Annotated in this window: 11 protein-coding genes; 5 read left to right on the top strand and 6 right to left on the bottom strand. The window is 74.1% G+C overall.

The window, feature by feature from the left end:
• Positions 1 to 187 precede the first annotated feature (187 nt).
• From glgX to AB0J12_RS02030, 3 genes are all read left to right on the top strand, one after another.
• Positions 188 to 2299 (top strand): glycogen debranching protein GlgX, encoded by a 2112-nt coding sequence (gene glgX / locus AB0J12_RS02020; RefSeq protein ID WP_363262172.1) that lies wholly within the window; start codon positions 188 to 190, stop codon positions 2297 to 2299.
• Positions 2300 to 2403: 104 nt separating this feature from the next.
• Positions 2404 to 4755, top strand: a complete 2352-nt coding sequence (gene treY, locus AB0J12_RS02025) for a malto-oligosyltrehalose synthase (RefSeq protein WP_363262173.1) — start codon at positions 2404 to 2406, stop codon at positions 4753 to 4755.
• A gap of 107 nt (positions 4756 to 4862) precedes the next feature.
• The gene (locus AB0J12_RS02030; RefSeq protein WP_363262174.1) at positions 4863 to 6113 is read left to right on the top strand and encodes a M14 family zinc carboxypeptidase; all 1251 of its coding nucleotides are present in this window, start codon (positions 4863 to 4865) and stop codon (positions 6111 to 6113) included.
• A gap of 89 nt (positions 6114 to 6202) precedes the next feature.
• Here the strand turns inward: AB0J12_RS02030 and AB0J12_RS02035 are convergent, their stop codons facing one another.
• The 3 genes from AB0J12_RS02035 to AB0J12_RS02045 all read right to left on the bottom strand — a co-directional run bounded on the left by AB0J12_RS02035 (position 6203) and on the right by AB0J12_RS02045 (position 8637).
• Positions 6203 to 6610 (bottom strand): SSI family serine proteinase inhibitor, encoded by a 408-nt coding sequence (locus AB0J12_RS02035; RefSeq protein WP_363262175.1) that lies wholly within the window; start codon positions 6608 to 6610, stop codon positions 6203 to 6205.
• On the bottom strand, positions 6607 to 7989 hold the full coding sequence (locus AB0J12_RS02040) for a M14 family zinc carboxypeptidase (RefSeq protein ID WP_363262177.1): 1383 nt from the start codon (positions 7987 to 7989) through the stop codon (positions 6607 to 6609). The genes AB0J12_RS02035 and AB0J12_RS02040 overlap by 4 nt, the downstream gene beginning before the upstream one ends.
• A 96-nt stretch (positions 7990 to 8085) precedes the next feature.
• Positions 8086 to 8637 (bottom strand): DUF1707 and FHA domain-containing protein, encoded by a 552-nt coding sequence (locus AB0J12_RS02045; RefSeq protein WP_363262178.1) that lies wholly within the window; start codon positions 8635 to 8637, stop codon positions 8086 to 8088.
• 185 nt (positions 8638 to 8822) lie between these two features.
• On the opposite strand from AB0J12_RS02045, the gene treZ reads away from it, so the two are divergent.
• Complete coding sequence (gene treZ, locus AB0J12_RS02050) at positions 8823 to 10568, top strand: malto-oligosyltrehalose trehalohydrolase (protein ID WP_363262179.1); 1746 nt, start codon at positions 8823 to 8825, stop codon at positions 10566 to 10568.
• Positions 10569 to 10630: 62 nt separating this feature from the next.
• Here the strand turns inward: treZ and AB0J12_RS02055 are convergent, their stop codons facing one another.
• Both AB0J12_RS02055 and AB0J12_RS02060 read right to left on the bottom strand, forming a co-directional pair.
• Positions 10631 to 11557 (bottom strand): aminoglycoside phosphotransferase family protein, encoded by a 927-nt coding sequence (locus tag AB0J12_RS02055; protein ID WP_363262180.1) that lies wholly within the window; start codon positions 11555 to 11557, stop codon positions 10631 to 10633.
• A 52-nt stretch (positions 11558 to 11609) separates the two neighbouring features.
• A complete protein-coding gene (locus AB0J12_RS02060) occupies positions 11610 to 12737 on the bottom strand; it encodes an aminopeptidase P family protein (RefSeq protein WP_363262181.1) in 1128 nt (375 codons plus the stop codon).
• Positions 12738 to 12947: 210 nt separating this feature from the next.
• On the opposite strand from AB0J12_RS02060, the gene AB0J12_RS02065 reads away from it, so the two are divergent.
• Positions 12948 to 13703, top strand: coding sequence for a metallophosphoesterase (locus AB0J12_RS02065; RefSeq protein WP_363262183.1), 756 nt, complete (start codon positions 12948 to 12950; stop codon positions 13701 to 13703).
• Here AB0J12_RS02065 and AB0J12_RS02070 read toward each other — a convergent pair.
• Complete coding sequence (locus tag AB0J12_RS02070) at positions 13696 to 14286, bottom strand: PDZ domain-containing protein (protein WP_363262184.1); 591 nt, start codon at positions 14284 to 14286, stop codon at positions 13696 to 13698. The two genes, AB0J12_RS02065 and AB0J12_RS02070, sit on opposite strands and share 8 nt — an antisense overlap.
• Positions 14287 to 14342 lie beyond the last annotated feature (56 nt).

Here is a 14342-nt window from a genome sequence, read left to right on the forward strand (position 1 = left end):
CGGCCCCACCACTGCCTTCTCCCTCAGTGGCCCCGTGGCCCCCTCCTGCACCATTTGGCGCAAGATCGACGTTTCGCTCCACTCACCCGGTAAAAGGGAGGTACGTCACAGGTGGTTCCCGCACTTTGGGGGAGACTCGCTGGCAAGGCGCTCCCTCAGACGCCGTACACCTGAAAGAGTCGTATCCATGCAGGTCTGGCCTGGCGAGGCGTATCCCCTCGGCGCCACCTATGACGGCGCCGGAACGAATTTCGCGGTCTTCACGGAGGCCGCGGACCGAGTAGAGCTGTGTCTGCTGCACGACGACGGCTCAGAGACGGCGATCGAGCTGCGCGAGAGCGACGCCTTCGTGCGGCACGCGTACGTGCCGGGCGTGATGCCCGGACAGCGCTACGGCTACCGGGCGCACGGCCCGTACGCGCCCGAGCGCGGACTGCGGTGCAACTCCGCGAAGCTGCTCCTGGACCCGTACGCACGTGCGATCAGCGGCTCGATCAACTGGGGCGAGGAGGTGTACGGCTACCACTTCGACGCCCCCGACAAGCGCAACGACCTGGACTCGGCGCCCCACACGATGACGTCGGTGGTGGTCAACCCGTACTTCGACTGGGGCGACGACCGCAGTCCGCGCACCGAATACCACCACACGGTGATCTATGAGGCCCACGTCAAGGGGCTGACCATGCGGCACCCCGGGCTGCCGGAGGAGCTGCGCGGCACCTACGCCGCGCTCGCCCACCCCGTGATCATCGATCACCTGGTGGAGCTGGGCGTGACCGCGCTGGAGCTGATGCCGGTGCACCAGTTCGTCAACGACCACCGGCTGGTCGACATGGGTCTGAACAATTACTGGGGCTACAACACGATCGGTTTCTTCGCGCCGCACAACGCCTACGCCTCCTGGGGCGACCGCGGGCAGCAGGTGCTGGAGTTCAAGTCGGCGGTGCGCGCGCTGCACGAGGCCGGGATCGAGGTGATCCTCGATGTCGTCTACAACCACACCGCCGAGGGCAACCACCTGGGTCCGACGCTGTCCTTCAAGGGTCTCGACAACCCGCAGTACTACCGGCTCGCGGACGACCCCCGCTACTACATGGACACCACCGGCACCGGGAACTCGCTGCTCATGCGGTCCCCGCACGTGCTGCAGCTGATCATGGACTCGCTGCGGTACTGGGTGACGGAGATGCACGTCGACGGGTTCCGCTTCGATCTCGCGGCGACGCTGGCCCGCCAGTTCCACGAGGTGGACCGGCTGTCGTCGTTCTTCGACCTGGTCCAGCAGGACCCGGTGGTCTCCCAGGTGAAGCTGATCGCCGAGCCCTGGGACGTGGGCGAGGGCGGCTACCAGGTGGGGAACTTCCCGCCCTTGTGGACCGAGTGGAACGGCAAGTACCGCGACACCGTGCGGGACCTGTGGCGGGGTGAGCCGCGCACCCTGGCGGAGTTCGCCTCCCGGCTGACCGGGTCCTCCGACCTCTACCAGGACGACGGGCGCCGGCCGCTGGCCTCGATCAACTTCGTGACCTGCCACGACGGCTTCACCCTGCACGACATGGTGTCGTACAACGACAAGCACAACCAGGCCAACGGGGAGGACAACCGGGACGGCGAGAGCCACAACCGGTCCTGGAACTGCGGCGTCGAGGGCGAGACCGACGATGCGGACGTGCTGCGGCTGCGCGCGCGGCAGATGCGCAACTTCATCGCCACGCTGATGCTGTCCCAGGGCGTGCCCATGATCAGCCACGGGGACGAGTTCGCGCGCTCCCAGAAGGGCAACAACAACGCGTACTGCCAGGACAGCGACCTGTCGTGGGTACACTGGCCCGAGGACGGCGGGCACCCGATGCTCGACTTCACGCGCGCGATGGTGTGGCTGCGCCGCGACCACCCGGTCTTCCGGCGGCGGCGCTTCTTCCACGGGCGTGCCGTGGAGGGAACCCACGACGATCTCTCCGACATCGCCTGGTTCACCCCCGAGGGCCGGGAGATGACCCAGCGGGACTGGGAGTCCTCGCCGGCGTCGGCGCTCGCGGTGTTCCTCAACGGCAACGCGATCTCGGAGCCGGGGCCGCGCGGCGAGCGCATCACGGACGACTCGTTCCTGTTGCTGTTCAACGCCTCGCCCAAGCCGCTGGACTTCGTGGTGCCGGTCGACCACGGCCGGCAGTGGCAGGTCGTCGTCGACACCGCGCTGCCGGAGGGCGTCCCGCCGGACACGGGCCCGAAGGTGCAGGCCGGCGACAAGCTGAGGCTGGTCGACCGCAGCATGACGGTCCTGAGGCGGCCGACTTAAGGAGGCGTCTCCCCGACCGTGCCGGGGTCGCGGGGCGGGGCACGGGCCGTGCAGTTGGAGGAGCCGGTGACACGAAAGGCGGCAGGGCGGGTACGTACGTTTCCATGACACCCGAGCGAAACGCCCCGTCCCTGCCGACGGCCACCTACCGGCTGCAGCTGCAGCCCGCGTTCCCGTTCGCCGCCGCGGCGGCAGCCGTGCCGTATGTGGCCTCGCTCGGCGTCTCCCATCTGCATCTGTCACCCGTGCTGCAGGCGGTGCCCGGCTCGGCGCACGGCTACGACGTGGTGGACCACGCGCGCGTGCGCGACGAGCTGGGCGGCGAGGAGGGGCTGCGCGCGCTCGCCCGCACCGCGCGGGAGCACGGCCTCGGCCTGATCGCGGACATCGTGCCGAACCACATGGCCATGGCCCCGCGCCACAACCGCGCCCTGTGGGAGGTCCTGAGGGAGGGGCCGAAGTCGCCGCTCGCGCGCTGGTTCGACATCGACTGGGAGGCGCAGGGCGGGCAGCTGCTGCTGCCCGTGCTGGGCGGTCCCCTGGGTGACGTGATCGGTGACCTGCGTGTCGACGGCGACCTGCTGCGCTACCACGACCACCTCTTCCCGCTGCGCGAGGGCACCGAGGACCTGCCGCTGCCGCAGCTGCTGGACGCCCAGTGGTACCGCCCGGTGTGGTGGCGGCTGGCCCGCACCGAGCTGAACTACCGGCGGTTCTTCAGCATCTCCGAGCTGATCGGGGTGCGCGTGGAGGACCCGGAGGTCTTCGACGCCACCCACGGCAAGATCCTCCAGCTGCTCGACGAGGGCGTCGTCGACGGGCTGCGCGTCGACCATCCGGACGGGCTCGCCGACCCCGGCGCCTACCTGCGGCGGCTGCACGAGGCCACCGGGGGCCGCTGGACGGTCGTGGAGAAGATCCTCTCCGACGGGGAGCATCTGCCGGCGTCCTGGCCCGTCGCCGGCACCACCGGCTACGACGCCCTGCGCCACATCGACGGGCTGTTCGCCGACCCGGCGGGCGCCGCCGACCTCACCGACGCCTACCGGCGGTTCGCGGCCCCGCAGACCGACCGGGGCGGCGACTGGGCGGCGACGGCCCGCCGGGCGGCGTACGGCGTGCTCACGCACGAGCTGGCCACCGAGGTCGACCGTCTCACCCGGGTCGCGTACCGGGCGTGTGCCGGCTCGCCCGACCCGGCGCTGCGCGACCGCGCCCCGTGGGCGCTGCGCACGGCGCTGCAGGAGCTGCTGGTGCGGCTGGAGGTGTACCGGCCGTACACCGCCGACGACGCGGCACGGGTGATCACCGAGGAGGCGGCCGCGCAGGCGCGGCAGGCGTTCCTGGTGCCCGAGGAGGCCGGCGCGGTCGACGTCGTGCGCGACCTGCTGCTCGGGCGGTACGGCGACGGGCCCGACCAGGTGGAACTGCGCACCCGGTTCGCGCAGACGGCGTCCGCGCTGCGCGCCAAGTCGGTGGAGGACACGGCGTTCTACCGCTATGTGCCGCTGCTGTCGGCGACCGAGGTCGGCGGCGAACCGGACGCCCCGGCGGTGTCACCGCGGGACTTCCACGGCTACTGCGCGCGCCTGCAGCGCGACTGGCCCGCCACCGGTACGGCCGTCTCCACGCACGACACCAAGCGCAGCGCCGACGTCCGCGCGGCCCTCGCGGTGCTCACCGAGTGCCCCGACCGCTGGGCGGAGCTGCTGGCCGACGTCACGCGCGTGGCGGAGGACGTACCGGACGGGCAGCTGGCGTGGGCGGCCTGGCAGACGGTGTTCGGGCTCGGCCCGGCCGACCCGGGGCGGGTGCGTGAGGCACTGCTGAAGCACGTGCGCGAGGCGGGCCTGTACACGAGCTGGACGGAGCAGGAGCCGCCGTACGAGGAGGCGGTGGCGGCGTTCGTGACGGCGGGGCCGTGCGGGCTGCCGGGTGAGCGGGTCGCCGCCTTCCGCGCGGAGCTGGCGCGGCACATCCGGGCGAACGTGCTGGGCATCGCCCTGGTCCAGCTGACCATGCCGGGCGTGCCGGACGTCTACCAGGGCACCGAGGCGGAATACCGGGCCCTGGTCGACCCTGACAACCGGCGGCCGGCGTCGTTCCCGCCGGCGGACCCTGGCGTCAAGGGTGCGGTGACCGCGGCGGCCCTGCGGCTGCGCCGGCGGTGGCCGGAGGTCTTCGGCACGTCCGCGACGTACGAGGCGCTGCCGGCGGACGGGCCGGCGGCGGACCACTGTGTGGCGTTCGCCCGCTCCGGGCAGGTGATCACGGCCGTGACCCGGTTGTCGCTGCGGCTGGCACAGGCCGGCGGCTGGCGGGAGACGGTGCTGGCGCTGCCGCCCGGGCGGTGGGTGGACACGCTGGATCCGGAGCGGGAGTACGAGGGGCACGCACGCGTGGCGGAGCTGTTCGGGCAGCTGCCGGTGGCGCTGCTGGAGCAGGTCCGGGAGTGATGGCGTGAGGCCGCCGACACGGCCGTACCACGGGCGCTCCCGGCTCCTTGACAGGGGCACGCGTCCGTGGGGTACTGCCAGGGCCAGGCCGGGACGACGAGTCGGGGGTGAGTCTCCTGCCGGAGCTGCGCTACCCCAGTGTTCTCGAACTTCAGGCGTCCGCGCGGGCGCTCGCCGCGGAGCGGCCCGGCCTGTGCGTGCTGCGCCAGGTGGGTGTCTCCCGGGCGGGCCGGCCGCTGCACCTGCTGTCCGTGGGCCACGCCCCGCGCGCCGTCCTCGTCGTCGCCGGCGCCCACGCCAACGAGCCGACCGGCGGAGCCACGCTGCGCTTCCTGGCCGAACGGGTCGTCGAGGAGCGGTCCCTGCGGGACGGTGTCTCCTGGCACTTCCTGCTGTGCGCGGACCCGGACGGGGCGAGCCTGCACGTCACCCCGGCGCCGCGCAGCCTGTTCGACTACCACCTCGGCTTCTTCCGGCCCGCCGGTGACGAGCAGCCCGAGTGGTCACCGTCCGTGCTGCCGCCGGACCGGCTGCCGCCCGAGACCCGCGCGCTGACGGCGGTGATCGACGAGGTGCGCCCCTACTTGCAAGTCACTCTGCACGGCACCGACCTCGGCGGCACCTGGGTACAGCTGACGAAGGACATCCCCGGGCTCGCCGAGCCGTTCGCGAAGTCCGCGGCGGAACTGCACATACCGGTGGAGGCGGGCGCCTCGGACGCGGCCGGCTGGCCCGCCTCGGGGCCGGGCGTGCACGTGATGCCCGCACCGGGGGCGGGCGCGGCCTACCCGAGCATGCCGGACGACGCCCGGCACAGCACCTGGTACCACGCGCACCGGTACGGCGGGCTGACGGCGATCGTCGAGGTGCCGATGTGGGCGAGCGACCTGGTCGGTGATCCGGCGCCGCACCCGGCTCCGGCCGCCGCGCTGGGCCGGCTCGCGCACCGGCTGCGCAGCGACGCCCTGCTGGTGGAGGAGGCGCTCGCCGAGGCCCAGCCCCGGCTGGCGGGCCGTGACGGCGCGCTGCTGCGGGCGGCCCGGTGGACGCTGGCCCTGGTGCCGGGCCTGGCCGAGGACTGGGTGCGCACCTCCCCGGCCGACACGACGATGGCATACGTCGGCAGCGTGGACGCGTTCGCGCGGCGGCTGCCGCTGCGGGCGGCGGCGATGTTGCTGCGGGTGCTGCGCGACGTCGACGACCCCGCGGCACCGCGCCTGGAGCGGCTCGTGGCGTACTGGAGCGAGAACTTCGCCCGCCGCTTCCACGCCCGCTGGGTCCCGCTGGGCGATCAGATGGAGCACCAGTCCCGCACGGTCGTCACGGCGGCCCAGCAGGCCCGCGAACAGGCGGACTGAGCCGAGGGGAGGACACGCGCGCGGCGCCCGAACGGCACGCGCGTGCCCCGCACGCGGCGGTCACCTGCCGACCGCGCACCCCGCTCCGGTCACCTGTCGACCGCGAACACCGCTCCCGTGCGGGCCCGCATCTCGCATCGGTTGGCGAAAGTCTGCCGGTAGGCGACCGGGCGGCCGTGCCAGCGGCCGCGGGCCTCGGCGGTCACCGGGGCGTAGATCATGGTGCAGACGGCCCCCTTCGCGGCCGGGAAGGCGCCGATGTCGCCGTTCACGGTGGCCAGCTGCGCGCAGGCCTCCGCCGCGCGCGGGTGGCCCTGGGGCGGGTCGCAGCGCAGCAGGGCGCTCCGGGCGCCGTCGGCGCGGTGCTCGCCGCGGCTGACGGTGATCTCGAGCCAGTCGCCGTGCCGCGTGTGCAGGGCGACGGCGGGGGCGGTCGCGGTCAGGAGGGCGGTCGCGGCGAGGAGCCCGGCCACCGCCGATCGTGTCAGGTGCGTCATTCCCGGTGCATCGGCACGGCGCGGCCGGAACACCAGCCCGGCTCACCCGAACGGGAGCGCGCGGACGCCTGTTCGCCGGCGAGCTCGAACGCGGCGAGCACCACCTCGGCCTGGTACTGCGCCTGCCGGGCGACCGGGATCCAGCGCGCGCCGCAGTCGTCGCGGTAGTCGGCGCAGCCGGTGTCGATGAGGCGGTCCAGTTCGGGCAGAGCGTCCGCCGGGTCGCGGCCGCTCTCGCCGACCAGCCGGTGCAGCAGCCCGGCGGTGCGCAGGACCAGCCGCCGTCCGGCGATGCGCAGGGCGGTCAGATGGGCGGTGCTGAGCGGGGGCAGGGGGCGGCCGGACACGGCCGTGTCGGGGTCCCAGGCGTCGGCCAGACCGGGGCAGACCAGTAAGTAGTCGTCGACGGGGGCGAGCAGCCGCGCCGCCTCCGCCGTGCCCGTGACGTGCGGCCGGATCCGGGCGAGGAGGCGCTCCAGGAGCCGCGTCTCGCGCCGCAGCGTGGCGCTGACCGCGCGCAGGGTCGCGTCGGCGTCGGCGGGCGGGGAGCCGTCCTCGACGGCGGGCACGCCCCACATGGGCGCCTCGACGATCGCGGTGACGGTGCCGTACCGGTGGGGGTGGAACCAGGTGGACTGCACGGCCGCCTCGGTGATCGCGGCGGCCAGGCCGCTCGGGCGGGGCGGTGGGATGCGGTAGACGGCCGGGCCGAGGCTCGGCCAGTACAGGGTGTCGTAGGGGCCGAGTTCGCGGGGGACGCCGAGGCGGGCCGCGGCCCGCGCGATCCGCAGGTCGAGGCCGGGCAGCTCGTGGGTCACCTCGACGAAGCCGCCGCCGACGTCGACGCCGTGCAGGGACGCTTGGAAGAAAGGTTTCAGCTCGTCCTGGAGGCCGAGCAGCGCCCGCGTCTCCGGCAGCGCGGCGGCCTGCGCGCCGTCCGGCAGCCACTCGGGCTGCTCCAGGAAGCCCGGGCGGAAGAAGTGCCGGAAGTAGCGGCCGAGCGTGTACGGGCCGGACAGCCAGCCCTCGTTGCGGTGCAGCCCGTCGGGGTCGAGGCAGAGCAGCAGGTTCCAGGTGGCGTCCGCGCCTTCGGTAAGGCTCGGGTCGGCGAGGGCGCGTTCGGCGAGGCGGAGCGCGGTGGCGCCGCCGACGGGCTCGTTGGCGTGCGGTCCGGCGACCACCAGGGCCTGGCGGCTGCCGTGGCCGACGGAGAGCAGCCACAGCGGCCGGCCCGCGCGGGAGGTGCCGACCTGGCGCAGCCGGACGTCCCGGGGGCAGCGGGCGGCCAGCGCGGCGGCGCGGGTGGCCAGCGCGTCCACGTCCGGGTAGCGGAGGAGCGGCGGCAGGGCACACCTCCACGAGCGGGACCGACGGTTCACCTGGTGTCCATGGTGTACGCACAGTCAGTCACGGCTTCGCGGGTACGTCAACACCGTGGCACGCGGGCCACCTTGCGGCCGGACGGCAGCCCGCGTTCACTGCCCCGCGAGCCGGAACGCCAGCTGCCCGAAGGCCACCAGGTCGCCCTCGCGCACGACGGCGGCGCCGACGACCCGCCGGCCGTTGACGGTGGTGCCGTTGGTCGAGCCGAGGTCGCGCAGCACCCATATCCCGCCCTGGCGCCGCAGCTCGGCGTGGACCCGGGAGACGGTCTCGTGGTTCAGCCTCAGGCCGCTGGCGGGGTCGCGGCCGATGCGCAGCGGGTGGCCCGCGCCGGGGTGCGGCAGCAGCAGCTTGGGCAGCCGCTCGGCCTGCCAGGCCCTGCGCAGCCGTACGGTGAAACCCGAGACGGCCTCGACGGCGCCGAACAGGGCGCGCGAGACACGGCCGTCCTGGGGGAGGTCGGCGGTGAGCGCGGCGAGCTCGTCGGCGTGGCGGGCGGCCAGCGCCAGTTCCATGCGCCGCACGAAGGTGTCCTGCGACAGCCGGCCCAGGGCGACGCCGTCGCGCAGCGCCTTCAGCGCGTGGTCGCGCTCCGCGTCGGACAGCCGCGCGGGGTATGTGGGGAACTCGAAGGACGACGTCACGCATGTGATTGTCGGTCAGCGGACACAGGGTGTCCAGGAAACGGGGCATCGGCCGTCACGCGCGCGCCCCTGGGCTCCGCCGGGCGGCGACACCCCGCAAACGGGAGGATCCGAAAGCGGATTCACCGGGTGTGACGCACCATGGACGGGCTACATCACGGTGAGCAGACGAAGGGGAACCGTCCGTGCAGTTCGAGGTGTGGGCACCACAGACCGATCGTGTGACGCTGATGTGCGACGGCGCCACGCGCGCGATGGAGCGTGATCCGGAACGAGCGGGGTGGTGGACCGGCGAGGCGGAGGCGCACGAGGGCTCGCGGTACGGCTTCGCGCTGGGCGACGGGCCGGTGCTGCCCGATCCGCGCTCGCGGCGGCAGCCGGACGGCCCGGACGGGCTGAGCGCGGTCGTCGACCACGCACGCTACGAGTGGCACACACCGTGGCCGGGCCGGCCGCTGCCGGGCGCGGTCCTGTACGAGCTGCACGTGGGCACCTACACGCCCGAGGGCACGCTGGACGCGGCCGCCGAACGGCTCGACCACCTCGCCGAACTGGGCGTGACCCACGTCGAGTTGATGCCGCTGTGCCCGTTCCCGGGGCGGCACGGCTGGGGATACGAGGGGGTCTCCCTGTGGGCCGTGCACGAGCCGTACGGCGGGCCGGAAGCGCTGAAGCGGTTCGTCGACCGGGCGCACGAGCTGGGACTCGGGGTGGTGCTCGACGTGGTGCACAACCACTTCGGGCCGTCCGGCAACCATCTCCCCGCCTTCGGCCCCTACCTCACCGACACGCACCACACCCCCTGGGGCGCCGCGGTGAACCTGGACGCGCCCGGCTCGGACGACGTGCGCGCCTATCTGGTGGGCAGCGCTCTGGCATGGCTGCGGGACTTCCACCTCGACGGGCTGCGGCTGGACGCCGTGCACGCGCTGATCGACACACGCGCGTACCACTTCCTGGAGGAGCTGACGGAGGCCGTGGACGCGCTGGCCGAGGAGAGCGGCCGCCCGCTGTTCCTGATCGCCGAGTCCGATCTGAACGACCCGCGGCTGATCACCCCGCGCGAGGAGCACGGCCTCGGGTTGCGGGCACAGTGGAACGACGACTTCCATCACGCCCTGCACACCGCGCTGACCGGCGAGTCGCAGGGCTACTACGCCGACTTCGCGCGCGCCCCGTTCGCCGCCCTCGCCAAGACGCTCGGCGGCGGCTACTTCCACGACGGCACCTACTCCTCCTTCCGCGGCCGCTCCCACGGGCGCCCGCTGGACCGGTCCCGCACGGCCGCGCACCGGCTGCTGGGCTACAGCCAGACCCACGACCAGGTCGGCAACCGTGCCCAGGGCGACCGGCTGTCGGCGGCCCTCTCCCCCGGCCTGCTGGCCTGCGCCGCCACACTCGTCCTCACCGCGCCGTTCACGCCCATGCTGTTCATGGGCGAGGAGTGGGGCGCGTCCACGCCCTGGCAGTTCTTCACCGACCACACCGATCCGGAGCTCGCGGAGGCGGTACGGCGGGGCAGGCGGCGGGAGTTCGCGGCGCACGGCTGGGCCGAGGAGGACGTGCCCGACCCGCAGGACCCGGCGACACGCGACCGCTCCTGCCTGGACTGGGCCGAGCGTGAGCGCGAGCCGCACGCGCGCGTGCTGGCCTGGTACCGGCAGCTGACCGCCCTGCGGCACGCCCATCCGGATCTCACCGACCCGGACCTCGCCGACACGAAGGCGGCCTACGACGAGGACGCCCGCTGGCTCGCCTTCCGGCGCGGGGACGTGCGGGTGGCGGTGAACCTGGGCCGGGGGGCGGCGGCGATCCCGCTGGGCACGCGCCCGGCGCGGATCCTCGCCGCATGGGAGCCGGTGGAGGGGCCGGACGACAGGGGGGTGCTGCACCTGCCCGGGGAGTCGAGCGTGGTGCTGGAACAGGCATAAACGCTTGCGCAAGCGTTTACGCGGGCTCCGTGGCTCGGGCCTCGGGCCGGCCGCTGCCCGCCCTACTCCTCCCGCAGCTCCGTCACCCGTTCCAGCAGGATCGCCTCCCAGGCCCGCTGCAGCTGGGTCTGGAGAAGTTCCACGGGGCCGTGGTCGCGGCCCTCGAGGCGTTCGGCGAGGCGGATGACGGTGTCGCAGCGGGCCAGCCACAGGCCGCGCAGGCAGGGGCGGGCGCCGTACCCGGCCAGGGTGGCGGCGCGGACGGCGGCGCCGGAGCCGACGGCGAGCGCGAGACCGGCGATGTCCTCGGCCGGGTCGCCGAGGACGGCGCCGGTCCAGTCCAGGACGCCGCGCACCCGGCCGTCGGCGCTGACCACGAGATGCTCGCCCCGGAGGTTGTGGTGGACGAGGACGGCGCTGCCCGGCTGTGCGGCGAGCTGGGCCGCGCCGGGCGGGGTGAGCTGCGCCAGGCGCGCCGGGTCGAACTCCTCGGCGGTGGCCAGGGTCCGGGCGGCGGGCACGGCCATCCGGCGCAGCGCCTCCAGGGAGCGCGGGGCGGCGCGCGGCACGCCGAGCGTCTCGGCCTGCCGGGCGGGCACCGCGCGCATCCCGGTGAGGAACCCGGCGAGGTCGGCCTCGCCGATGGCGGACACGTCGTGCTCCTCGGCCGTACCGCCGGGCACCAGGGTGTCGAGGGTGTAGGTCAGGCCGGGACTCCACTCGCCGTGGGACACGCTGGTGGGCACGGCAACGGGCAGATGCGGGCGCACCAGGTCCCGCAGCCGCAGTTCACGGCGGCGGCGGATCGCGGCGTCGCGGTCGGGGGCGAGGCGCAGCACATGGCGGGTGCCGACCCACCACGTGCCGTGCTCGCCGCCCTCGGCGACGGGCCGGACGTCGGGGCCGGCCGGGTCGTTCCCCGCTTCCTTCAGCAGGGTTCTGACCAGTGCGCGGACGGTGTCCGCGGTGGGTGTCGGTGCCTGGGTCATGGTCGCGCCGTCGTCACTCGTTCGATGGGTGAGGGTGGTACCAGTGTCGCCTTCAGTCCACTATGACCATCTCGCGGGTGGTGTTGTTGAGCCGCCGGCCGCCGTCCTCGGTGACGGTGACGATGTCCTCGATGCGGACCCCGAACCGGCCGGGCAGGTAGATGCCGGGCTCCACGGAGAAGCACATGCCGGGCACGAGCGGCTGCTCCTCGCCCTCGATCATGTAGGGCGGTTCGTGCGTGGTGACGCCGATGCCGTGGCCGGTGCGGTGGATGAAGTACTCCCCGTACCCGGCGTCCTCGATGACCTTGCGGGCGGCGCGGTCGACCTCCTGGCAGGCGACGCCGGGACGTACGGCGGCGCAGCCCGCCTCCTGCGCGGCGCGCACGATGTCGTGCACCCGGCGTTCCTCGTCGGTGGGTTCGCCGACGTGGACGGTGCGGGTGGTGTCGGAGCCGTAGCCGTCCTTCAGGCCGCCGAAGTCGAGGACGACCATGTCGCCGCGTTCGATGACGCGGTCGCCGACCTCGTGGTGCGGGTTGGCGCCGTTGGGTCCGGAGCCGACGATGGTGAAGTCGACCTGGGAGTGGCCGAACCGGCGCAGCAGGTCGGCGAGGTCGGCGCCGACCTCGCGCTCCCGGCGGCCGGTGAAGGCGACCTTGCGGATCTCCTCGAAGGCCGCGTCGGCGGCGGCGCCCGCGGCGGCCAGGAGCTCCAGTTCGGCCGCGTCCTTGACGGCGCGCAGCATCGGCAGGGCGTCGGTGAGCGCGGCGTAGGAGCTGCCGGGCAGGGCGCGTTGCAGACCGAGCAGGTGCATCGCCCAGGTGTTGTCGCTGATGCCGAACCGGCCGCCGGAGCCGAGGAGGCCGGCGGTGGCGGCGTAGGGGTCGGTGCCGTCGGTCCAGTCGCGCAGGGTCAGGGCGGGGGCGCCGGTCGCGTGGGCGGCGTCCGGGGCCTCCAGGGTGGGGACGACGAGGACGGGATCGCGGCCCGGGGCGAGAACCAGCAGGGTGAGGCGTTCGGTGACGGCGGTGGGCGCGTAGCCGGTGAGCCACACGAGGTCGGGGCCCGGCGCGACGAGCAGCCCGGCGAGGCCCGCGTCGGCGGCGGTGCGCGCGGCGCGCTCCATCCTGGCCCGGTAGTCGTCGGCGCCGAACGGTGCGGGCGCGGTGCCGGTCATCGGCCTCTCCTGTCTGACGGGGCTGCCCGGAAGTCCCGGCCCGGACTCCCGGAAGGATCACTCTGGCCTGCCAGCATCCTGCCCGCCCCGCCGTGGCCACGCGAGCCGGTTTCCCCACCCGTGACCAACGGCGACCCGTTGCCCCACCGTTGCCTCTAATGTTTCGATGCCGGAGCACCATTAGATCTCATGGGGGGAGGACGTACGGTCGTGCTCGTACTCGCACACATCAGCGATCTGCATCTCGACGGGACCGCCCGGGCCACGCGCCGCGCCGAGCAGGTGCGCGACCGGCTCTGGGAGCTGCCGGGCCGGGTGGACGCCCTGCTGGTCACCGGGGACATCGCGGACCACGGGGCCGAAGCCGAGTACGAGGAGGCGGCCCGCGTCCTGGGCCTGCACGACGGCTCGGCACCCGTCCCGGTGCTCACCTGCCCCGGCAACCACGACCGCCGCGCCGCCTACCGCAAGGCCCTGCTGGGGCAGCCCGCGTCCGGCGAACCGGTCAACAGCGTGCGCGTCTTCGCCGGGGGCGCCGTGCTGATGTGCGACTCCAGCATTCCGGGGCGGGACGACGGGGCGCTGGAGGCGGCGACGTACGACTGGATCGAGACGACGCTCGACGAACTCGGCGGGCGCCTTCCGATCCTGCTCGCCTTCCACCACCCGCCCGTCGCGCTGCACCACCCGCTGCCCGACTCCTACCGGCTGGGCCGGCCGCAGGCGCTGGCCGCCCTGATGGAGCGGCGGCCCGAGATCGCCGGCCTCGTCACCGGGCACGCGCACTCGGCGGCCGCCACCACCTTCGCCGGGCGGCCGCTGGTCGTCGGGCCGGGCGTGACGTGGACGCTGCGGCTGCCCTGGGAGGGCGAGCAGGTGGCCGACCGCGACGCCCCGGTCGGCCTGGCCTTCCATGTGCTGGACGACGCAGGGCGGCTCACCAGCCACTTCCGCGTGGTCAGGTGACGACTCCCGGTACGGCGGCCAACTGCTGGTAGCCGCCGCTGCGGTGGCGCACCGTCAGCACGACCGGTGCGCCGGGGCGCGCCGCGGCGACGACCCGGCTCAGGTCGGCGGCGGAGTCGACGCGGCTCTGGCCCACGGCGAGGACGATGTCGCCGCGGACCAGGCCGGCCGTGCAGCCGGGGCCGGGGACGTGCACGCCGACGACGAGGGCGCCCGGCTTCTCGCCGTCCATCGCCTCCACCCCGAGTGAAGCCCGTACCGGGCCGGGGGATCCGGCGGGCGTGGGGGCCGGGCTCGCGGCGCCGTGGGAGGGGGCTTTCCCGAAGGAAGGGGCGGAGCCGGGCGCTGCGGTGTGTCCTTGCAGCTCGGCGAGTTTGCTCAGGCCGATCACGGTGGCGCCTACGGTGCCGAGCCCGACGCCGGTCAGGACCAGGACCGCTCCGACGAGAAGGCCGAGCCGCCAGGTGGTGAGCCGCCGGCCGCGGCGCCGCGCGGCGTGCGGACGCCGGGGCTGCCCCGCGGGGCGGGCACCGCCGGGATCACGGCCCGGCATCGGCTTGGGGCGCAACGCAGTGTCTTCCATGGTTCGCCTCCGGCCGGTGATCTACCCGGAGACGGCTCGCGCCCGCACCCGATGAT

It is taken from the genome of Streptomyces sp. NPDC049915 (assembly GCF_040656475.1).
Classification (GTDB): domain Bacteria; phylum Actinomycetota; class Actinomycetes; order Streptomycetales; family Streptomycetaceae; genus Streptomyces.